Source organism: Bradyrhizobium sp. WSM4872 (assembly GCF_055811715.1).
The window spans coordinates 161,152-181,279 of record NZ_JBVVPT010000004.1 but is presented as its reverse complement, the minus strand read 5'-3'; the positions used below and the strand labels follow the sequence as shown (position 1 = coordinate 181,279).

16 protein-coding genes, 1 tRNA gene and 1 pseudogene are annotated in these 20,128 nt (G+C 64.1%); 9 read left to right on the top strand and 9 right to left on the bottom strand.

The genetic code is table 11. The features are described from left to right. Positions 1-235: 235 nt before the first annotated feature. A complete protein-coding gene (locus tag AC0L3C_RS08360) occupies positions 236-1,798 on the bottom strand; it encodes an adenylate/guanylate cyclase domain-containing protein (RefSeq protein WP_473407642.1) in 1,563 nt (520 codons plus the stop codon). 178 nt (positions 1,799-1,976) lie between these two features. Between AC0L3C_RS08360 and AC0L3C_RS08355 the strand changes: the two are divergent. After that, positions 1,977-3,068: pseudogene (locus AC0L3C_RS08355) on the top strand (enolase C-terminal domain-like protein). Here AC0L3C_RS08355 and AC0L3C_RS08350 read toward each other — a convergent pair. The 5 genes from AC0L3C_RS08350 to cpdR form a co-directional block, all read right to left on the bottom strand. Further along, a complete protein-coding gene (locus tag AC0L3C_RS08350; protein ID WP_473407641.1) occupies positions 3,065-4,339 on the bottom strand; it encodes a lipase family protein in 1,275 nt (424 codons plus the stop codon). The pseudogene AC0L3C_RS08355 and the gene AC0L3C_RS08350 sit on opposite strands and share 4 nt — an antisense overlap. Before the next feature lie 187 nt (positions 4,340-4,526). Continuing rightward, positions 4,527-4,772 (bottom strand): hypothetical protein, encoded by a 246-nt coding sequence (locus AC0L3C_RS08345; RefSeq protein ID WP_473265675.1) that lies wholly within the window; start codon positions 4,770-4,772, stop codon positions 4,527-4,529. Between the two features lie 10 nt (positions 4,773-4,782). Continuing rightward, positions 4,783-5,256 (bottom strand): L-2-amino-thiazoline-4-carboxylic acid hydrolase, encoded by a 474-nt coding sequence (locus tag AC0L3C_RS08340; RefSeq protein WP_473407640.1) that lies wholly within the window; start codon positions 5,254-5,256, stop codon positions 4,783-4,785. Between the two features lie 322 nt (positions 5,257-5,578). Next, positions 5,579-5,653, bottom strand: a tRNA-Val gene (locus AC0L3C_RS08335). Positions 5,654-5,727: 74 nt separating this feature from the next. Continuing rightward, on the bottom strand, positions 5,728-6,087 hold the full coding sequence (cpdR, locus tag AC0L3C_RS08330) for a cell cycle two-component system response regulator CpdR (protein ID WP_007597092.1): 360 nt from the start codon (positions 6,085-6,087) through the stop codon (positions 5,728-5,730). Between the two features lie 403 nt (positions 6,088-6,490). Between cpdR and AC0L3C_RS08325 the strand changes: the two genes are divergently transcribed. The 3 genes from AC0L3C_RS08325 (at position 6,491) to AC0L3C_RS08315 (ending at position 9,684) form a co-directional block, all read left to right on the top strand. Beyond that, positions 6,491-7,381 carry an N-formylglutamate amidohydrolase gene (locus AC0L3C_RS08325; RefSeq protein WP_473283588.1) on the top strand — a complete coding sequence of 297 codons (891 nt, stop codon included), beginning with the start codon at positions 6,491-6,493 and terminating at the stop codon, positions 7,379-7,381. Positions 7,382-7,918: 537 nt separating this feature from the next. Beyond that, entirely contained in the window at positions 7,919-8,701 is a 783-nt protein-coding gene (gene hisN, locus AC0L3C_RS08320; RefSeq protein WP_473265672.1) for a histidinol-phosphatase, read from the top strand. A gap of 17 nt (positions 8,702-8,718) precedes the next feature. Beyond that, complete coding sequence (locus AC0L3C_RS08315) at positions 8,719-9,684, top strand: Bug family tripartite tricarboxylate transporter substrate binding protein (RefSeq protein WP_473265671.1); 966 nt, start codon at positions 8,719-8,721, stop codon at positions 9,682-9,684. Positions 9,685-9,692: 8 nt separating this feature from the next. Here the strand turns inward: AC0L3C_RS08315 and AC0L3C_RS08310 are convergent, their stop codons facing one another. Continuing rightward, positions 9,693-10,583, bottom strand: coding sequence for a LysR substrate-binding domain-containing protein (locus AC0L3C_RS08310; protein WP_368507023.1), 891 nt, complete (start codon positions 10,581-10,583; stop codon positions 9,693-9,695). 89 nt (positions 10,584-10,672) lie between these two features. Here AC0L3C_RS08310 and AC0L3C_RS08305 point away from each other — a divergent pair, with 89 nt between their 5' ends. Beyond that, complete coding sequence (locus AC0L3C_RS08305) at positions 10,673-11,425, top strand: sulfite exporter TauE/SafE family protein (protein WP_473265670.1); 753 nt, start codon at positions 10,673-10,675, stop codon at positions 11,423-11,425. A gap of 6 nt (positions 11,426-11,431) precedes the next feature. On the opposite strand, the gene AC0L3C_RS08300 is transcribed toward AC0L3C_RS08305, so the two are convergent. Next, positions 11,432-12,064: a LysE family translocator gene (locus AC0L3C_RS08300; RefSeq protein WP_473265669.1), complete on the bottom strand. Its 633-nt coding sequence runs from the start codon at positions 12,062-12,064 to the stop codon at positions 11,432-11,434. A 246-nt stretch (positions 12,065-12,310) separates the two neighbouring features. On the opposite strand from AC0L3C_RS08300, the gene AC0L3C_RS08295 reads away from it, so the two are divergent. Beyond that, the gene (locus AC0L3C_RS08295) at positions 12,311-14,107 is read left to right on the top strand and encodes an adenylate/guanylate cyclase domain-containing protein (protein ID WP_473265668.1); all 1,797 of its coding nucleotides are present in this window, start codon (positions 12,311-12,313) and stop codon (positions 14,105-14,107) included. 176 nt (positions 14,108-14,283) lie between these two features. Further along, a complete protein-coding gene (locus AC0L3C_RS08290) occupies positions 14,284-17,046 on the top strand; it encodes a di-heme-cytochrome C peroxidase (RefSeq protein ID WP_473265667.1) in 2,763 nt (920 codons plus the stop codon). Between the two features lie 195 nt (positions 17,047-17,241). Here AC0L3C_RS08290 and AC0L3C_RS08285 read toward each other — a convergent pair whose 3' ends face one another. Beyond that, the gene (locus AC0L3C_RS08285) at positions 17,242-18,189 is read right to left on the bottom strand and encodes an alpha/beta fold hydrolase (RefSeq protein WP_018453339.1); all 948 of its coding nucleotides are present in this window, start codon (positions 18,187-18,189) and stop codon (positions 17,242-17,244) included. Positions 18,190-18,410: 221 nt separating this feature from the next. Here AC0L3C_RS08285 and AC0L3C_RS08280 point away from each other — a divergent pair, with 221 nt between their 5' ends. After that, positions 18,411-18,872 carry an Hsp20 family protein gene (locus tag AC0L3C_RS08280; protein WP_007597127.1) on the top strand — a complete coding sequence of 154 codons (462 nt, stop codon included), beginning with the start codon at positions 18,411-18,413 and terminating at the stop codon, positions 18,870-18,872. A 319-nt stretch (positions 18,873-19,191) separates the two neighbouring features. Beyond that, on the top strand, positions 19,192-19,962 hold the full coding sequence (locus tag AC0L3C_RS08275; protein WP_473265666.1) for an alpha/beta fold hydrolase: 771 nt from the start codon (positions 19,192-19,194) through the stop codon (positions 19,960-19,962). Positions 19,963-20,128 lie beyond the last annotated feature (166 nt).

The following is a 20,128-nucleotide window of genomic DNA, read 5'->3' as shown; positions in this document are numbered from 1 at the left end:
TTGACTCGGGCCTACCTGTTGCTGGGCTACCCCTCTCCCCCGCCCTCCCCCACAAGGGGGGAGGGAGCCGAGCGGAATACGGAGCGACGTTGCACCATGATCGACGGCCGCGATAGTTGGACAACGTCGCCACATCAAAAGTGCGTTCCCTCCCCCCTTGTGGGGGAGGGTTAGGGAGAGGGGTGCCACACGAGGGCTCTCCCGATCAGAAAAGCCGCTATGTAAGTTCGCTTCCTCACGCCGGCTTCAGCGAGGCCAGCGCGTTCTCCAGCAGCGAGCGCACCCGCGCCGCGTCGCCGGATTTGACCACCGCCGGATCGAGATAGAGCTCCAGCCCCGGTGCGCGCTCGCTGATGATGCCGTTTGTCTCCACTGAAGCGTCGTTCAGCGCATCCACGGAGTACGGAATCACTTCGCGGCTGATGCCTTTCATCGTGATCGCGGGCAGCGCGTGAGCGCGGACGATGTCGCTGACCAGCGCGAAGCTCTCGTAGCTCAGCACGATGCCGCCGGGCTCGGCGATCGATTGCAGGCGCGCGGCGAGGTTCGCCTCCGCACCGATGATGGTGTAGTCCATGCGATCGCTGCTGCCGAAATTGCCGACATTGCAATAGCCCGAATTGATGCCCATGCGGGCCTTGAACGGCAGCTCGATGCCGGAGGCGCGCCATTTCGCATTGAGCTCGGTGAGGCGATGCTGCATGCGCCAGGCCATCTGGAGGCAGGCCTGCGCGTCCGCGCGGTCGCCCTTGGTCTCGGGGTCACCGAAGAAGATCAGCATGGCATCGCCGATGAACTTGTCGATGGTGCCGCCAAATTCGTGGGCGACCGCCGACATCTCGGTGAAATATTCGTTGAGGAGCTGGGTCAGCAACTCCGGCTGGAGCCGCTCCGCCGTCGCGGTGAAGTTCTGGATGTCCGAGAAGAAGATGGTGAGCTTCTTGCGCTCGGTGTGGATGGTCACGTCCTTCTGGCCGGAGAAGATGCTCTTGTAGACCTGCGGCGGGATGTAGCGCGAGATCTTCATCGACAGCGAAGCCAGGAAGTCGTTGGCGGATTCGAGCTCCTTGTTCATGCCTTTGATGCGGCTCGCCTGGCGGCGCTGCAGCGAGAGGAACGACAAGCCGCTGCCGGCGGCGATCAGGAAATAGGCCAACAGGAACTTGAACGAGAAAATGTTGGCGGCGATCGGCTGGGCGATGATCACCTCCTGGATGCCTCTGACGTCACCGACCTTCCAGTCCTTCTTCGGGCTCTCGGGGTGGCTGTTGTGGCAGCTGACGCAGGCCGGGCCCATCGTGACAGGCGCGATCAGCCGGACCTTGTCGTTGAACAGCGAGGTCTCCGTCTCAACGATCTTCTGCTCGGGGTCGGCGCGCAGGGCTTCCAGCGCGTCCTTCTCGAACTCGTCGAGCTGATGCGGGGCGCGGTTCTGGAACGGGAAGTCCGAGACGAAACGGTAGGTGATGTTTTCCTGCTGCGCCCCGATTACTCGGCCAAGCTCCAGCGACAGCGTGGCCGGGATCGGGATCGCGCCGGGGACGGATTCGTAGTTGTGAACGACTTTCGTCGAGCCATTTGGATTGGCGAGGATGCGGCCAACCACGTTGGACGCGTAATAGCTGCGGACGCTGGTAATGACCGAATTGAGATCGACGGCCTGCCGACGCAGCGCCGTCTTGCTCAGCTCCGTGAGATCCAGCCACACGGCCAGCGGCAGGGCGAGCAGCAGGAAGGCGATCGCGGCACCAGTCAGGATACCGCTTTTGCGCTGCTCTTCGGCGACCTCTTGTTTCACTCTTTGGCTCCGTTGTGAGCGTTCTTGTCTCGGACCCGAGGATTTGCGGCACAGAGCCAATAAACGCGCTCCCGCGCAACCCCATTTCATGGTGGTCGCGCCAAGCCGCTTTTCGTTTCATCGCGAATGTTTAAAGATCGGCGTTAATCTGTACTCACTCCGCCGGGAGATCCAGCAAATGACCGAGACCATCCGCATCAAGCGCTTCAGTGCGCGCTCCGTGATCGTGCCGATGAAACTGCCGCTACAGACCTCGACTGGGGCGGTCGCAAAGGCGCCGCTGGTGCTGATCGACTGCGAGACCGACCTGGGCGCAACCGGCCACGCCTATCTGTTCTCGATCACCCCATCGGCCTTGAAGCCGCTGGCGGCGATGGTCGCGGAAATGTCAGAGCTGCTTGCGGGCGACGAGCTGCTGCCGTTCGAGATCGAGCGCAAGCTGACCCAGCGCTTCACGCTACTGGGGCTCGCTGGCCTGCAGCGGCTGGCGCAATCCGGCATCGATATGGCGGCATGGGACGCGCTGGCGCGCGCACGCGGCCTGCCCCTCGCGCGCCTGCTCGGCGGCACACCGAAACCGGTCAGGGCCTACAATTCGAAGGGGCTCGGCATCATGCCGGCGGGTGCCGCGGTGGAGGAAGCCCACAAGTTGCTGGCCGAGGGCTTTCAGGCCGCGAAGATCCGCGTCGGCCGTCCCGATGCGCGGGAAGACCTGAAAGTGGTGCGGGCGGTGCGCAAGGCCGTCGGCGACGACGTGACCTTGATGTGCGACTACAACCAGGCGCTGACGGTCACCGAGGCCATCCGCCGCGGCGAGATGCTCGACGATGAGGGCCTGACCTAGATCGAGGAGCCGATTCGTCACGACGATTATGAGGGCAACGCCCGTATCGCGGACGCGCTGCGCACGCCGGTCCAGATCGGCGAGAATTTCGACAGCGCCTTCGCGATGCAGACCGCGCTCTCAGCGGAAGCCTGCGACTACGTGATGCCCGACGTGCAGCGCATCGGCGGCGTCACCGGCTGGGTCCGCGCCGCCGCGCTGGCGCACGCCGCCGGGATCGAGATGTCAACTCATCTGTTCTCGGAAATCAGCGCGCATCTTTTGTGCGTGACGCCGACCGCGCATTGGCTGGAATATGTCGACTGGGCCGACGCGGTGCTGGCGACCCGTTTGCAGATCAAGGACGGCTTTGCGCTGCCGGGCGAGGAGCCCGGCAACGGGATCGCGTGGAACGAGGCGGCGGTGACGAAGTATCTGGTGAGTTAATCGTTGAAAGCGAGGCCTTTCTCCGGTTCGCCCGGAGCACCGGGCTCGGCAATTCCCGCGCAATTGCCCTGCGGCTTTTGTCCGGCGAGCATGCCGCGGAACAACGCGAGCGCATCCGGGAAGGCCGCGTGGAGGCCACCATTGTGTGTCGCGCCGGGATAGGTCTTCCAGACCACGTCGTTGCCGGCCGCGCACAGCGCCGCAACTTCGGCATATTGCCGCGTGGGGACCAGCGTGGAATCGGCAAGACCGGTCCCGAGCAGCACTGGCACCTTCAGGCGCACGGCCTTCATGTCCGTGATCGGCGTCAGCCGCGCCATCACATTGGCGATGGGCTCGACATAGACGTTCTCGGCGGCAATGCCGTCCTTGCGCGCGACCTCGCGCATCTCAGGCGTGCAGCTTTCACGCGCCGCCTTCAGGACCGACTTGCCCTTGTCGGAGACGAGATCGTCGGCCGACGGCGCGCCATCCGGCAACGAGCCGCCGAGCAGCATCAGCGACGTATAGATCGGCGAGGCGATCGCGGTCGTCTGCGGCGGCTTGTAGGGACCATCGGGGAACGTGGACACCAGGCCCGTGGCCACGGTGGCGATCAGCGGCACGTCGGGCGCATAGCTTTCCGCGATCACGGTCGCGCCCATGGCCGCGCCCGAGCCTTGCGATTGTCCTGTGACGAAAACCTTTGAAGCGAGCTTGTCGCGATATTCGGCAAGCGTGGCACGCACGCCATCGAGCACGGAGCGCCCTTCCGCCTCCCAGATCAGATAAGGATGCGGTCCCGCTCCGCCGAGCCCCTGATAATCGGTCGCCACCACCGCAAACCCGTTCTCGAGCCAGCGCTGGATGTAGGTGGCATCGCGCGGCTTGTGCCCGGTCCAGGACGGCGCACAGGAATCCGACACGCCGAGCGTGCCATGCGCCCAGGCAACCAGCGGCCAGCCTCCGGCCGGCTGCTCGCCCTTGGGCAGGTAGACCGTACCGCTCACCGGCACGATACCGGCATGCCAGCGCAGATCCGTCGACGTGTAGAGGATGCGTTCGGCGACAGCGGCGCTCGTGATCTCCGGCTGCGCCAGCATCGGCTCCTTGCGCAGCACCACGCCGGGACTTTCGGGGAGGGCTTGGGACCAGCGATAAAAGCCGGACAGGTCCTGATCGCCGACTTTCGGGCCCACCGGCAGCGACGAATCCGCGTGTGCTTGCGCCATCGCGAGGCCTGTGACGACGGCGAGCGCCATCACGAATTTCGGGCTCGGGGTTTTGAACATCGGCGTCTCCAGTTCCCTTGCAGTGTGCCGCATTTTTGTTGGCGGGTTGATTGCCGCAGCAATGCACTTTCCGCGTCGATTATGGAGACGATCGCGCGCGGGTCCAAGTCTATTTCAGGCAAGTCTTTTGCAGACACGTCTTTTCGGACACGTCTGTTCAGAGATGGGCAGATGCCGATCTGCGTAGCTACCAGGTCTCCGCGCCGGGGATTTTCTTGCGCACCGCCCGGCGCTGGATCCAGATGCAACGGCGCACGGCCGTATTGGAGCGGCCGACTGCGGATATTCCTTGGCCGGCCTGCAGCAGTGGCGCCACGCTTTCGCGCAGCGCGCGGCAGCGCTGGAGCTCAGCCTGCCAGTCGATGATGGCTGCGTCGGCCCGCGACGCAATCAGCGCCAGCGCAGCCACGGCAAGACAGCTCACCCGCATCATCTGGTGTTCCTCACTGTGATCCCTCTCCATCCCGCCGGTAGCGGAAGTCGCAATGGCCGGCTCCCTGCATGATCGTCTGCGTCCGCGTGAGCTTGACGTCGGAGCCGAAACCTTCCGCGGCCGCGAAGTCGGCGGTGCAGATCAGGAGAAAGCCGAGTTCGGGCTCGCCAAGCGCCTTGTAGAACTCGGCATAGGCGCAGCGCGTGACGTCGAAGGCGAGTGAATCCTGCGACTGTTCGATGATGTCATAGGCGAGCGCGTCGTCGCGAGCGTAGGTTTTGAACGCCGACGACACCGCCTTGCCGAGATCGCTCTCGTTCTTGGCTTTCCAGAACTCCTCGCCGAAATGGCGATAGAGATCGCCGAGGGTGTTGCGCACCAGCGCGTTGGCACGCGCCTCGCCGAGCTCGGCCTGGAGCGCCTTGACGAGGGGCACGAGCACCTGCGCCTGCATCTTTGCTTGCTCGATGACGGAAATGCTCATGGGCGGCCCCGCGTCTGAGACGACGGTAGCACATCGATGTTGCTATAGGAGGTTGTGGCGTGCGGGACCGAGGTCCCGACGAAACGTCCGTCTACGCTCTTCGAGCTACGCCGGACACGCTTCGCCGCAATGACATTGGTGGCTTGCCCAGCCGTAGCTCGCGGCGGCAGCCCGCCTGCGCCCTTTGGGCTTCGGCGTGGCATCCTTCACTCGCTTCGCGAGCGAAGATTGCGGCTTGCCGAGCCGAAGCTCGCGGCAAAAAGTCCGCCTGCGCCCGTTGGGCTTCGGCGCGACATCCTTCTCTCGCTTCGCGAGCGAAGGATGGTGGGCGCGACAGGGATCGAACCTGTGACCCCTACCATGTCAAGGTAGTGCTCTCCCGCTGAGCTACGCGCCCTAGATGTCGTCTAGATCGGGTCGGGTCCCTATAACGGCTCAGGGGAGCCGGTGCAAGGACGGAAGGGGGCCGATTTAGGCCGCCAGCATCTTGTTCACTTCACTGACCAATTCGCGCAAATGCACGGGCTTGGACAGCACCTTGGCGTTCTTGGGGGCGTCCGAATCCGAGTTCAGGGCAACCGCGGCGAAGCCGGTGATGAACATGATCTTGATGTCGGGGTCGAGTTCCGAGGCCCGGCGGGCGAGCTCGATGCCGTCCATCTCCGGCATCACGATGTCGGTGAGCAGCATCTCGAACGGCTCTTCCCGCAGCCGCTGGTAGGCGGCCATGCCGTTATCGTGGGACGAGACCTGAAAACCGGCGTTTTCCAGCGCCTTGACCAGGAAACGGCGCATGTCGTTGTCGTCTTCGGCGAGCAGGATCTTTGGCATGGCGGAAATGTCGAATCCCCAGAGGATATCAGCAGAGGTCACTAAGCCCGACGGAGGGTAAATATGGGGTGAAAATATTCACCCTGAGCCGGCTGTGCTTGCCGGCCCCCTTGTGAACCTGAAAGCAGTTCGAAGCAATCGAGCCGTACCTGCTGGTCCCCATCTCGCTGCCCGCAGGGTTAAGACATGTTCCAGCGCAGATCTCATCTTTTCGCTTGGCAGGATGGTTGCGATTCCGGACAATGACGACACATAAGAGCCGCCTGATCGGCCGAATCAATGCGTTGAGACCGGTGCCGGGGCTTGTTGGATCGTGCGGCGCTAAGGGCGAAGCCTGATACCGAGAGGCAAAGCCTGATTGCCAAGGGACGAAGCCTGACACCAAGGGATGAAGCCTGAGAAGATGACCCGGTTTGACGGCGACAAGTCGCCAGCGTTCGAGATCGTTGAGCCCGCGCAATGGCGCGCGCCGGTTATCTTCAACTCGCCCCATTCGGGCTCGACCTATCCGGACGAATTCCTCAGCGCCTCCAGGATCGACCTGCCGACGCTGCGGCGTTCCGAAGATTCCTTCATGGACGAGCTGATCGGCCATCTCAGCGAGCGCGGCTTTCCGACCGTGCGGGTCAATTTTCCGCGCTCCTATGTCGACGTCAATCGTGAGCCCTATGAGCTCGATCCCCGGATGTTCACCGGGCGCCTGCCGAGCTTTGCCAACACCCGCTCGATGCGGGTCGCCGGCGGGCTCGGCACCATTCCGCGCGTGGTCGGCGACGGCCAGGAGATCTATCGCGAGCGCATCATGGTCGACGACGCGCTGGGACGGATCGAGACGCTATACAAGCCCTATCATCGCGCGCTGCGCCGGCTGATCAACAAGGTGCACCAGATGTTCGGCACCGTGGTCCTGGTCGACTGCCATTCGATGCCCTCGGTCGGCGTCTCCCGCGATGAGCCGCGCCGGCCCGACATCGTGATCGGCGACCGCTACGGCACGAGCTGCACGCCGCTATTGCCCGATCGGGTCGAAGAGACCATGGCCGGGCTTGGCTATTCGATCGGCCGCAACAAGCCCTATGCCGGCGGCTTCATCACCGAGCATTACGGCAACCCGGCCAGTGGCCTGCACGCCGTGCAGCTCGAGCTCAACCGCGCAATCTACATGGACGAACGGCGGCGCGAGCGCAGTCCGCGCTTTTCGCAAGTGGCGTCGGACTTCGGCGTGCTCGCCGACGTGCTGGCGACCACGGTCCCGTTCGGCGATCTCGGCCCGTTCCAGGCCGCGGCGGAATAGGCGCGACGTTTCCTTGGAACGATTGTGTTGGGTGCGATCAGCGCGAGCGCGTTTCGCGGCGCGCCTTGAAATGAAAGCCGACGCTGAAAGAAATGAGAGGCTGAAAGAAAAAAGGGCCGCTTCTAATGAAGAAGCGGCCCAAGTCTAGGGAGGAAACGCCCAAGGAGGGCAGCAGTAACGCGAGAAGCGCTACCGCACCGCAACAATATGCGGCCGCGACGCACAAAGTGCAAGGGCTTTCGAGCGATTTCCCATGCAATGAGGACATAGCTCGGTTGCTTCCAGAGAAACCCAGATTCAGTTCCTTTGATAAGGAAATTCAATGGGTTGATAGTCATTTGCATACGAACAAGGCAAGCCCGGAACTAAGGTTTCAACTCAATGATCGATATTTGCCCAGCGGATGTCTTCGACGAGGCGAACGCTTCCCGCATCCAAAATACCAGGGTGCAAGAGCAAGACAGCGCTGCACGATTCTTCCGATTTGAGCTAGGCAGGAGTGAGCTTCACCCGACTTTCGCTTTTTGAGGATACGCCGTGACGGTGATCGATTTCTCCGCCTTCATCGGACGGCTCGCCACCGCCTCCGGCGAAACCATCCTGCCGTTCTTCCGCACCTCGCTGTCGATCGAGGACAAGAGCAAGACCAAGGATTTCGACCCCGTGACCGAGGCCGACCGCGCCGCGGAGGCGGTAATGCGGCGTCTGATCAAGGCCAACTTTCCCCAGCACGGCATCGTCGGGGAGGAGTTCGGCAACGAGCGCGAGGATTCGGACTATGTCTGGGTGCTCGACCCCATCGACGGCACCAAATCCTTCATCGGCGGCTTTCCGATCTGGGGCACGCTGATCGCGCTCCTGCACAAGGGCACGCCGGTCTACGGCATGATGCACCAGCCCTTCATCGGCGAACGCTTTTCCGGCGACAGCGGCTCGGCACATTATAAAGGCCCCTCCGGCGAGCGCCGGCTCCAGGTCCGGCGCTGTGCTTCGCTGTCGGAGGCGACGACCTACACCACCAGCCCGCTGCTGATGAACGAGCGCGACCGCGCCATCTTCGGCCGCATCGAGAAGGGCGCGCGGCTGTCGCGCTATGGCGGCGACTGCTACTCCTATTGCATGCTGGCGGCAGGTCACGTCGATCTCGTGGTCGAGACCGAGCTGAAGCCTTACGACATCGCAGCGCTGATCCCGATCGTGACCGGCGCCGGCGGCGTCGTCACCACCTGGGAAGGCAAGCCGGCGCAGGGCGGCGGCCGCATCGTCGCAGCCGGCGACGCCAGGGTTCACGAAGAAGCACTGAAACTGCTCAACGGATAGGCGATACAGGAGCCTGCATGACGAACTGTCGCAAGCTCCTTCTCGCGGCCTTGCTTCTGTTTCCGACGCTGGCCTGCGCCCAGAGTTTCCCGGCCAAGCCGATCAAGCTGATCGTGCCGTTCCCGGCCGGCGGCCCCAACGACATCATCGCGCGGGTGATCGGCCAGCGCATGTCGGAGCTATCAGGACAGCCCGTGCTGATCGACAATCGCGGCGGCCAGGGCGGCGTGCTCGGCACCGATGCCGTCTCCAAGGCTGCAGCTGACGGCTACACCATCGCGATCTCCAGCGCCGGCGCGCTGGCGATCAGCCCGAGCATGGAGAGGGTCGCCTACGATACGCTCAACGACCTCACGCCGGTGACGCTGGTTGCGACCGTGCCGGAAATGCTCGTTGTCGCCACCAACGTCCCCGCAAAGGACATCGCGGAATTGATCGCGCTCGCCAAGGCGCAGCCGGGAAAACTCAACTTCGCCTCCTCCGGCCCCGGCAGCCTGCCGCATCTCGCCGGTGAATTGTTCAAGCTCACCGCAAAGATCGACATCGTGCATGTGCCCTATCGCGGCGCCGCTCCCGCCGTGAACGATCTGCTGGGCCAGCAGGTGCAGTTGACGTTTCTGGATCTCCCCGTGCTGCTGCCGCAGATCAAGGCGGGCGCCCTGCGGCCGATCGCGGTCGGCTCCGCCGAGCGTTCGCCGACGGCGCCTGACGTGCCGACCACGGCGGAAGCCGGCTTTGCCGATCTGCGCATCGAGAACTGGTACGGCATGGTTGCGCCGAAGGGCACGCCGAAGGAGATCGTCACCGCGCTGCATGCCCTCGCCACGAAGGCGATGGCGGATCCCGCGGTGAAGGAAAAGCTCGCCGCCCAAGGCGCAACGCTGGTCGGCGATGAGCCAGAGCATTTTCGCACATTCATCGCGGACGAGACCAAGAAATGGGCGAAGGTGATCAAGGACGCCGGGGTGGAGACGGCGAAGTAGCGCACAGCTCACACTGCCGCCGCCCGCAGATGCTCCACCAGCATCTTCGCCGGGCGCGGCAGCGTCTTGAAGCTTCGCGCGCAGATCACGAGTTTGCGGTTGGCCCAGCTATCGCGCAGGCGGACCATGGCGAGCGGCATCAGTTTTGCGCAGCGGCGGGCCGCGGCTTCGGGCACCAGGGCAACGCCGACATCGGCGGCGACCATCTGGCAGATCGCATCAAAGTCGCGCAGGCGCGCACGGTAATGCGGCCGCATGCCGAGCCGGGCGGCGTGCTTCGAAATATGCACCTGAAGCGCGGTGGCGCTGGTGAGCCCGACGAAGTCGCAAGCGCCCGCCTCCTGGAAATCGATCGCGCGGCGGCCTGCGAACGGACCGCGCCTGGACGTCACCAGCGTCAGGCGATCCTCGCTGAAGGCGAATCGCTCGATGTGATCGGGCAGCGCATGCTCGGCTGCGAAGCCGAGATCGGCCGCGCCCGCAGTGATCGCGGCCGCGATGTCGGTGCTCTCGCGCTCCTCGATGTCGATGGCGACGTCGCGATGCTCGCGCAGGAAGCCGGCGAGCGCCTTCGGCAGATGCTCCGAGAGGCCGGAGGTATTGGCGAGGAAATGCACGCTCGCGCGCACGCCGCTGGCAAAGCCGGCGAGATCGCCGCGCATGGCGTCGATCTGGTGAATGACGAGACGGGCGTGATCGAGCAGGCTCTCGCCGGCCGAGGTCAACTCAACGCCGCGGCGCCCGCGCTTGAGCAGGGCGACGCCGAGCGCATCCTCCAGCCCCTTGATGCGTGCGCTGGCTGAGGCTAGCGCCAGATGCGACCGCTCCGCGCCGCGGGTGATGCTGCGTTGGTCGGCGACCGCGATGAACAGCTGGAGGTCGACGAGGTCGAAGCGCATCCCGGGCCCCTTCAGCCTTCGCTCTAGACGAAGGCTCTCTCCGCAACCTACAGATTGTGCCGGCGCGCCGCATCGGTCAATGTGCAGATATGATCGACCCGCTCCTCATTCTCATCGCCGCCGTCTTCCTCATCGCCGGATTCGTCAAGGGCGTGGTCGGGCTCGGGCTGCCGACGGTGTCCATGGGCCTGCTCGCGGTGAGCATGGCGCCGAGCCGCGCGATCGCCATCGTGATCGTGCCCGCCATCGTCACCAACATCTGGCAGACTTTCGTCGGCCCCCATCTGCGTGACATCCTGAGGCGGCTGTGGCCGCTGATGATCGGCACCGTGATCGGGTGCTGGCTCAATGCCGGCGCGCTCACCGGCCCACATGCGCGCTACGGCACGATCGTGCTCGGCGTGCTCCTGGTCGTCTACGCGATCATCGGGCTGAACAAATTCCAGTTCCACGTTGCGCCAAAGAACGAGAAATGGGTCGGCGGCGTGGTCGGTGTGGTCACCGGCGTGATCTCGGCCTCGACCGGCGTGCAGGTGATCCCCTCGATGCCATTCATGCAGGCGATCGGCATGGAAAAGGACGAGCTGGTGCAGGCGCTCGGCGTGTTTTTCACGACAGCGACACTGGCGCTCGCCTTCAATCTCACCGCGGACGGATTGCTGACGCCGGCCAATGCGGTGCCGGGCGCCGTCGGCATGGCCTGCGCGTTTGCCGGCATGTACATCGGGCAAACGGTGCGGGCGCGGATGCCGGCGGAAGCGTTTCGCCGCTGGTTCCTGATCGCGATGATCCTGCTCGGCCTCTATCTCGCCGGCAGCGCCCTGCTGAAGGAATTCGCGTAAAGGGCGTTACCGCGTCTCCAGCATGGCGACGCGGATACCGAGATAGATGAAGAGGCCGCCGAGGGCACGGTTGACCCAAGCGACCGCGCCTTCGGAGCTCCGCAAGCGGTGGGCGGCCCTTGCCGCGAACGCCGCCAGCACCAGGCACCACAGCGTTCCCGTGCAGATGAAGATCAGGCCGAGCGTCAGGAAAGCGAGCGGCTTGTGCGCCGAGTCGGCTGCGACGAATTGCGGCAGGAAGGCCAGGAAGAACAGCGCGACCTTGGGATTGAGCGCGTTGGTGAAGACGCCCTGGAGGAAAACCCGCCGCAGCGAGCTTTGCACCGGCTCGTCGATGGCCGAGGCCGGCACCGGGCGCGACCATAGCATCTGAAGCCCGGTCACGACGAGATAGGCTGCTCCGACCAGCTTCAGGATCGAGAACGCGGTCGACGAGGCCATCAGCAGGGCCGAAAGGCCGATCGCTGCGCCCGCGACGTGGAAAAAGCAGCCGCAACTGATGCCCAGCGCGGCCGCGGCGCCACCTCGCCAGCCCAGCTGCATGCTGCGGCCGATCACATAGACCGTATCAGGCCCCGGCGTGATGTTGAGCAGCACGCCTGACAGGACGAAGAGCCAGATTTCGTGAATGCCCAGCATGTGTTACGTGCCTCCGTCGCCCAACCATGGCCCAAGAGGCCGGCTTAGTGGGTTCGCTCGTCCCCGTCCACTGCCGGGATTGCCGAGGATTTACCTCGAATTTGCAATGCGGTTCGTACTTTCGCTCAGCCTCATCTGCTCTATAAGGAACGGGTTCTTTGAACGTGGGATTCGAGGCAACTGCCACGCCGTGGCCGGTCCTCGATCTCTTCCAAGTCTCTTGCAAGTCTCTTGGAGCTCCGGAATATGGAAAGACGTCTGGCTGCCATTGTCTGCGCCGATGTCGCCGGCTATTCGCGCATGATGGGCACCGATGAGGCCGGCACCCATGCCGCCTTCAAGGCCCATCGCAGTGCGATCCATCCCATCATCCTCAATCACGGCGGCCGCGTCGTCAAAAACACCGGCGACGGCTTCCTGCTGGAATTCCCCTCGATCGTCGGCGCCACCGAGGCCGCGATCGCGATGCAGACGCTGATGGCGGAGCGCAATCACCATCTGCCCGCCGATCGCGCCATGCAGTTTCGCCTCGGCATCCACATGGGCGACGTCATCGCCGACGAGGACGAGGTCTTCGGTGACGATGTCAACATTGCCGTCCGCCTCGAATCCGTGGCGAGCCCCGGCGGCTTCGCGATCTCGGCCAAGGCCTACAAGGAGGCCGGCAAGCATCTCACCGTGCCGCTGGTTGATGCCGGCAACCACCGCTTCAAGAACATCAAGGATCCGATCGGGGTCTGGACCTGGACGCCTGAGGGTGCACCGGCGCTTGCGCCCGCGCTGAGGGAGGCATCCGCCCTCTCGCAGCAGTATCGCACCGCGATCGTCGGCGTGCTGCCTTTCGCCAATCTCAGCGACGCACAGGACGAGTATTTCTCCGACGGCCTGACCGAGGATTTGATCCACGCGCTGTCGCTGCAATCCTTCTATCGCGTGCTGAGCCGCAACTCGACCTTCGTGTTCAAGGGTAACAACGTCAGCACCCGCCTGATCGCGCGGGAGATCGACGCCAGCTATCTGATCCAGGGTTCGGTGCGGCGTGCCGGAGCCAAGATCCGCGTCACCGCCGAGCTGATCGCGCCGGAGACCGGCGAGCAGCTCTGGACAGGCCGCTACGACCGCGACATCGGCGATCTCTTCGCGATGCAGGACGAGATCACCACCAACCTGTCCGCCGCCATCGCCACCGAGATCGTCCGGGCCGAGGCCTCGGCGCCGGCGCGGCTCTCGACCGACGTCACCGCCTGGGACCGCTTCCTCAAAGGGCTGTCGCACTATTATCGGCAAACCAAGGAAGACCTGGCTATCGCCGTCGACCTGTTCCGGGAGGCCATCAGGCTCGAGCCCAAGCTGTCGATTGCGCACGCCTATCTCGCCACGATCCAGATCCAGAGCATCCACTTCGGCTGGGTCAAGGGCACGCGCGAGATGTGGGCCGAGGCGATGAAGCTTGCCGAAACCAGCGTTCGGCTCGACCCACGTTCGTCATTTGCGTTCTCGATCCTGTCCTGGACCCACGCGCTGGAGGGCCATTACGAGGCCGCGATGGACGCCGCCAAGCGCGCCGTCGCGCTCAACCCCTACGACAACGGCGCGCGCGGCGTGCTCGGCATCTGCCATTTCGCCATCGGCGAGCACCGCGAGGCGATCGAGTTGTTCTCGATGGCCGCGCAGCGCGACAACAGCGATCCGCGCTACCAATGGGCCGCGCTGAACGCCTTCAGCCATTATCTGCTGGGCCAATATGACGCGACCCTGTCATGGGCCCGGGAACAGCTCTACATCAACCCGAACCATTTGCAGGCGCTGGCGATCCGCGCCGCGGCGCTGGCGCAATTGGGACGCGCCGGCGAGGCGGTCGAGGCGACGCGCGTGCTCATGGCTAACTACCCGACCCTGAATGTCGACCGTCATTTGCGCAATTTCCACTGGAAGCGGCCCGAGGACCTCGCCCATTACCGCACCGGACTCTTGAATGCGGGCGTGCCGCTCGGCAAACTGACCCTGGTCTCGAGCGACGTCAAACGCGTCGTCGAATCCTGAGGGCCAGCCGCGGCCACGCGGCAATGTCCCCTCCGCCTTTGATTGACACGACAGTGAATTCAGCCACACTCCGCTACACGCTGAAGTAGTATAATGTATTGTCGGTTTGTCAGAACTTTCCGCGCTCTATCGCCGCGTCTGTATTTCACGATTCGCCGTTTTCAGGATTTTGGGCCATGCATGACTCCGCTCCGAAGCCCCCCTTCGACCCCTCGATCCAGGTCTCGCCGAACAATCCTTGTCCATTCCTCCGCGGCCTCGTCGGCGAGGGGTTTGTTGACGGCGGAACCGTCCCGCTCGGCACGCTGTCGCAAACGATCGCGAATGCGAGCGGCGAGACCGGGCTGAAGAAGGTCTCGGCCCGCATCCAGGTCCGCGGCGTCGCGCTCATCGCCAACGGTCTCGGTCACATCCTGAAGAGCATATTTTCGGGCGCGCAGCTCGACGCGTTGCGTGGCGGCCCTCTCGACAAGCGCGGTGCCGGCTCGCGCGTCCTCGGCGTCGACGGCAAGGTCGATGAGGACGAGCTCGCGCGATTTGCGAGCTTCGGCCGGAACTACCAGGATCCGAACGGCGGCGGCTCTGAGCCCGGTCTCAACGCCTCGGAAATCGGCGTCTTCATGCGCGACAACCTGAAGCGGGCCGGCAGCGCCGCGCGCTGGTACTACCCCCTGCTGATGAAGTTCGAATGGCCGATCCTCCTGAAGATCGTGGGCAAGGGCGCGGGTGAGGACCGCTATCTCAGCGTGGCCGACGTGCGCACTCTGTTCAACGAGCGGCAATTCCCTGCTCGCATCAACCAGCGGCTCGTCTCGCAGCCGGTGTCGACCTGCCAGCGCGTGGTGCGGGGCGCCTTCAAGGTTGCGGCCCTGCTCGTCGTCCTCGGTCTCGCCTTGCTCGTTGCGGTCGCCGAATTCCCCGACCCGGTGCGTGCCATGCTGCCGCAAAAGGGAATTCTCGTGAATCTCCTGCCGCCGCCCTTGCCCACGATCCCCGAAACGAAGGCGGCCTTTTGGCTCGAACAGAACTGGTCACTGAAGGACAGGCACTGGTTTCACCATGCCAGCCAGGGCACCGCGACCTTCCCGGTGCCCTATGAATGGTTCATGGCCCTGGAGCAGCCGCGCCTGCATCTGTTCTCTCGGCCGGGCATGATGACGGACAGCGCCTATCTCGAGCGCTTCGGGTTCATTCCGAGCCCGCAGTCGATCCAGACCGACGCGACGTCACTGCGGCGCTTCGGCTACGCCAATGTCTACGAGACGACGCAGGTGCCGGACTGGTCGACCAGATGGACGCCGGCGGAGAACGTCGACGGCCTGCCGGTCGGCTTCGCACGGATGACCGGTGTCGTCGATCCCGCGACGGGCCGTCGCGAGGAGGACAAGATCGGGCTGACCTGCGCGGCCTGCCATACCGGCCAGATCCACTACCAGGGCGTGGACGTACGTTTCGACGGCGGCCCGGCCATGACCGACCTGAAGAAGCTCGAGCTCTCCACCGGCCTGTCGATCGCCTACACGCTCTACGTGCCGTTCCGCTTCCAGCGCTTCGCCGATCGCGTGCTCGGCCCCGATGCCAGCAAGACCGACCGCAACGCGCTCAAGCAGAAGCTCAGCGCGATCGGCAACTTCCTGATCGACTGGGCGCAGCTCCAGCAAAAGACGGTCGAAGCCAAGAAGACCTGGAACGGCAGGCAGCAGCAGGACACCGAGGAGGGGTTCGGTCGCCTCGACGCTCTCAATCGCATCGGCAATCAGGTGTTTTCTCAGGATCTCGCGCTGAGCGGGCTCAAGGGATTCGAGAAGAACCTGCACGCCCAGGATGCCCCGGTCAGCTATCCCCCGATCTGGACCGTGCCTTGGTTCAAGTTCGCCCAGTACGACGCCTCGATCGAGCAGCCGCTGATCCGCAACGCCGGCGAAGCCCTCGGCGTGACCGCGCTGCTCAACCTGTCCGACGCCTACCCGGAGGACAGGCTGTGGCGCTCCTCGGTTCATATCAACACGCTCGGCTGGATCGAGGACATGCTCAGGGGGCCAGATCCGTTCAAGACGGCAGATCCCTCCACCGGTCCGAAGTTCGGCGGCCTGCTGGCGCCGAAATGGCCCTCGCAGATCCTCGGCGACAATTGGAGGCTCGATCAGAAGAAGATCGACAATGGCCGCAAGATCTACGCTGAGATGTGTTCCGGATGCCATTTGCCGGCGATCGACACCCCGGCTTTCTGGTCTTCGGGACATTGGGAGCCGAGCGGCGACAGCAAGGTGCTGAACGCGGTGACGATCCCTCTCGACGAGATCAAGACGGATCCCGAACAGTCGCTCGTGCTCAGCAACAGGATCGTCGATTTGCCCGGCTTCCTGAAGGTGAATACGGCCGACCTCCAGAAATGGTGGCAATGCGACGTCTCGACCGCGAGCTCGCCGACCGAGATGGTATATGCGCTCGGGCTGATGACGGTGGTGGATCTCGTCGCCCGCAAATGGATGGACGACGAGAAGACTCCGGACGCCGAGCGGGCGAAATTGTGGAATCTGGCGCGCAAGAACTGCCTCAATCCGGTGGGGGGAGCACGCTATCGGGCACGGCCGCTGAACGGCATCTGGGCCACGGCGCCCTATCTGCACAACGGTTCGGTGCCGTCTCTCTACTGGCTGCTGAAGCCTGCGAGCGAGCGCCCGCAAAAATTCTGCATGGGCCGCCGCGACTATGATCCCATCACCGTCGGGTTTGCGGTCACCGCCGACGAGAAATGCAAGACGGGTGAAACCAAATTCTCGGCGGGCTCGGAGAAGGATCCGATCCAGGGCAACAGCGTGCTCGGCCATTCCTTCGAGCGCAAGCCGGGCGAGGAAAAACGTCCCGGCGTCATCGGTCGCGTGTTCAAGGACGACAACGAGCGCTACGATCTGATCGAGTATCTGAAAACGCTGTAGTCGAGCTCTGTCCCAAGCACGCCGCCCACATCCTGAGGAGCCCGCACAAGCGGGCGTCTCCAAAGATAGCCGCGGGCGAGAGCCGGGCCTTCATGGTTCGAGACGCGCGTTCCGCGCTCCTCACCATGAGGGTCTTGCGAACTAAGCGAGGCGAGGGAGCGCACCTCGCGCGCAGCAGCCATTCACTTCAAATCCTCACTTGAACAGCGGCGTGCCCGGCACGAAGGCGTCGAAGGCTGCCCAGAATTGGGAGCGGTAGCGGTCCTGCTCCTGGAGAATCTCGTGCTTGGCGCCGGCGATCACGAGATGGGACCCGGCGCGCAAATGATAGGCGAACTCCTCGATCGCCGCGATCGAGACCACGGTGTCGCTGGAGGCCGCCAGCATCAGGATCGGCTGACGGATCTCGGACGGGTAGTTTTTGCCCTTGAAGGTGTTCATCGCGCGGAAGGCGGTATCGGCCCACGCAACCGTCGGTGACGCCAGCCCGAGGGTCGGATCCTCCTCCAGGATCGCGGCATTGCGCGCATAGCGCACGGGATCGCTGGTCAGCGGATTGTTGATGAAGGGATTGAGCCCGGTGATCTGGTCGCTGCCGCCGGGAACATAACGGCCGCCCATCCCCAACACGCGCATCGTCTTCAGCAGAGCCCGCGCCGGAAACGAGGTGGCGCGGCCGGGGAGGTCGATCATCGGCGCAGACAGCACCATGCGGTCGAACCAGCGCTTGCCCGCATGCGCCACCCGCAGCATCACCGTGCCGCCCATGGAGTGGGCGAGCGCGAAGAAGGGCGGCGGGCAATCCGGCAGCACCACCTGCTGCACGAAGGTCTCGACGTCGATCTCGAAATCGGCGAAGTCGCGAACATAGCCCTTGCGCGGATCGCGCAGACGGCGCGAGGAGTGGCCCTGGCCGCGCCAGTCGATCATCGCCACAGCAAAGCCGCGGTCGCGCAAATCGCGCACGGTCTCGAAATACTTTTCGATCTGCTCGCTGCGTCCGGTGAAGACGCAGACGGTGCCCTTGCGGTTCGCCGGCGGCGCCCAGCGCGCAAAGCGCAGCTCGACGCCATCAGGGGTTTTGATGGTGCCGCTGACGACGTCTTCGGGAACGGGATTGGATGGTATCGAGACCAGCGTCATGATGGGGAGGGCTTGGGCACGAAGTGCTGCAAATCAGGGGGCGGGAGCGCCGAAAAGGCCAAGTATCCGCCCTCTTGAACGCCGTTCTCGTCAACCCATATCACCTTGGTGCAGGCCGCTACCAGTGTTTCGGAACCGGAACATCAGGCTGCACACAGACGAAAGCCCGGCCCGATTGGCGGGCGGGTTACTCAAACAGTCGCTCAATGGAGGACTTGACCATGCGTACCTACGACCTGACCCCCTTCTACCGTTCCACCGTGGGCTTCGACCGCCTCTTCAACCTGCTCGACCAGGCCGGTTCGGACGGCAGCCCCGGTTATCCCCCCTACAACATCGAGCGCACCGGCGAGAACGACTACCGCATCACTGTTGCGGTCTCGGGCTTTGCCAAGGATGAGCTCTCCATCGTCGCGAAGGAAAACACGCTGACGATCAAGGGCGAGAAAGTCGCCAACGAGAACTCGAAGGCCGAAGTGCTGTACCGCGGCATCGCCGCGCGTGCCTTCGAGCGCGCCTTCCAGCTTGCCGACTTCGTGCAGGTGAAGAACGCCTCGCTCGAAAACGGGCTGCTTCATGTCGACCTCGTCCGCGAGATTCCCGAAGCGAAGAAGCCGCGCCAGATCGCGATCAACACCGGTGCGCAGGGCGCACAGGTGATCGAGAACTCCGTAGCCGCGTAAATCACGGACGTCACTTCCAGGTTGCGAAAACGCCCCGGTGCCCCGGGGCGTTTTTTTGTTTTTGTTCGGCTCTCCTCGTCCCCGCGAAACCAGGAAATCCTACCGCGAGACCTAGAATCGTGCGGGGACGGAATACCGAACGGGATATCCGCCATACCTTCCCTGCGCCGATGGTCTCGGCCTTTGCCGGGACGTCAGCGATTGCTGGACTGCGTTGCTGGGGTGTTGCACCGCATCACAGAGCGGTGAATTGGCGTAACGCCGTCGCCCCGCGCGTCGTCATTTGGCTATCGAACCGAAAACAAGACGGAGAACGATCATGACTTTCTGGCGCAGCTTTTTCGTCGCCGCGAGCCTGCTGGCGGCCCCGCTCAGCCTCGCTCACGCGCAGACGCCGCAGACCGTGAAGGCCAGGAACGTCGTGCTGGTGCACGGCGCATGGGCCGACGGCTCGAGCTGGTCCGAGGTGATCCCGATCCTTCAGGCCGCTGGCCTCAACGTCACTGCCGTACAAAATCCGCTGTCGTCGCTTGCGGACTCCGTCGAGGCGACCAAGCGCGTGCTGGCCGAACAGGAGGGGCCGACCGTGCTGGTCGCGCATTCCTGGGGCGGCACCGTGATCAGCCAGGTCGGCACCGATCCGAAGGTCACCGGTCTCGTCTATGTCGCCGCACGTGCGCCCGATGCCAGCGAGGATTTTGTCGCGCTGTCGAAGCAATTCCCGACCGGCCCCGTGCGTGCCGGCATCATTGAGCGCGACGGCTACACCAAGCTCTCGGAAGACGCCTTCCTGAAGTATTTCGCCAATGGCGTGAAGCCGGAGCAGGCCAAGGAGCTCTACGCCGTGCAATGGCCGACCGCCGCCTCGATCTTTGCCGGTCGCACCACCGAGGCGGCATGGCATTCGAAGCCGAGCTGGTACGTGGTATCGAAGAACGACTACACGATCAATCCGGATCTCGAACGCTTCCTCGCCAAGCGCATGAACGCAACCACGATCGAGCTCGATGCCGGACACCTCTCGTTGGTGTCGCATCCGAAGGACGTGGCGAATTTGATCCTGGAAGCGGCGGGGTATGGCCGCAGCTGAGTGGCGCTTGTCATGGTGCAGAAGGCGCCTGAATGCTCAGGCGCCTTTTGCTTTGCTCCACTCTCTCCCCAACGTCCGCCAGGCGCAACCCCCGCCCCCCCCCTTTGCGGGGTTCGGGCCCTCGCAACAAAACCCCCCCCGTAGTCGCCCCCCCGGGGCGGTGGCG

What these genes read in the sequence shown, in the direction of transcription:
- AC0L3C_RS08290 (WP_473265667.1), top strand. Translation starts at nt 14,284, where the DNA reads ATGCATGACTCCGCTCCGAAGCCCCCCTTCGACCCCTCGATCCAGGTC.
- cpdR (WP_007597092.1), bottom strand. Translation starts at nt 6,087, where the DNA reads ATGCCAAAGATCCTGCTCGCCGAAGACGACAACGACATGCGCCGTTTC.
- AC0L3C_RS08280 (WP_007597127.1), top strand. Translation starts at nt 18,411, where the DNA reads ATGCGTACCTACGACCTGACCCCCTTCTACCGTTCCACCGTGGGCTTC.
- AC0L3C_RS08305 (WP_473265670.1), top strand. Translation starts at nt 10,673, where the DNA reads ATGATCGACCCGCTCCTCATTCTCATCGCCGCCGTCTTCCTCATCGCC.
- AC0L3C_RS08325 (WP_473283588.1), top strand. Translation starts at nt 6,491, where the DNA reads ATGACCCGGTTTGACGGCGACAAGTCGCCAGCGTTCGAGATCGTTGAG.
- AC0L3C_RS08285 (WP_018453339.1), bottom strand. Translation starts at nt 18,189, where the DNA reads ATGACGCTGGTCTCGATACCATCCAATCCCGTTCCCGAAGACGTCGTC.
- AC0L3C_RS08300 (WP_473265669.1), bottom strand. Translation starts at nt 12,064, where the DNA reads ATGCTGGGCATTCACGAAATCTGGCTCTTCGTCCTGTCAGGCGTGCTG.
- AC0L3C_RS08345 (WP_473265675.1), bottom strand. Translation starts at nt 4,772, where the DNA reads ATGATGCGGGTGAGCTGTCTTGCCGTGGCTGCGCTGGCGCTGATTGCG.
- AC0L3C_RS08340 (WP_473407640.1), bottom strand. Translation starts at nt 5,256, where the DNA reads ATGAGCATTTCCGTCATCGAGCAAGCAAAGATGCAGGCGCAGGTGCTC.
- AC0L3C_RS08350 (WP_473407641.1), bottom strand. Translation starts at nt 4,339, where the DNA reads ATGTTCAAAACCCCGAGCCCGAAATTCGTGATGGCGCTCGCCGTCGTC.
- AC0L3C_RS08315 (WP_473265671.1), top strand. Translation starts at nt 8,719, where the DNA reads ATGACGAACTGTCGCAAGCTCCTTCTCGCGGCCTTGCTTCTGTTTCCG.
- AC0L3C_RS08295 (WP_473265668.1), top strand. Translation starts at nt 12,311, where the DNA reads ATGGAAAGACGTCTGGCTGCCATTGTCTGCGCCGATGTCGCCGGCTAT.
- AC0L3C_RS08310 (WP_368507023.1), bottom strand. Translation starts at nt 10,583, where the DNA reads ATGCGCTTCGACCTCGTCGACCTCCAGCTGTTCATCGCGGTCGCCGAC.
- AC0L3C_RS08275 (WP_473265666.1), top strand. Translation starts at nt 19,192, where the DNA reads ATGACTTTCTGGCGCAGCTTTTTCGTCGCCGCGAGCCTGCTGGCGGCC.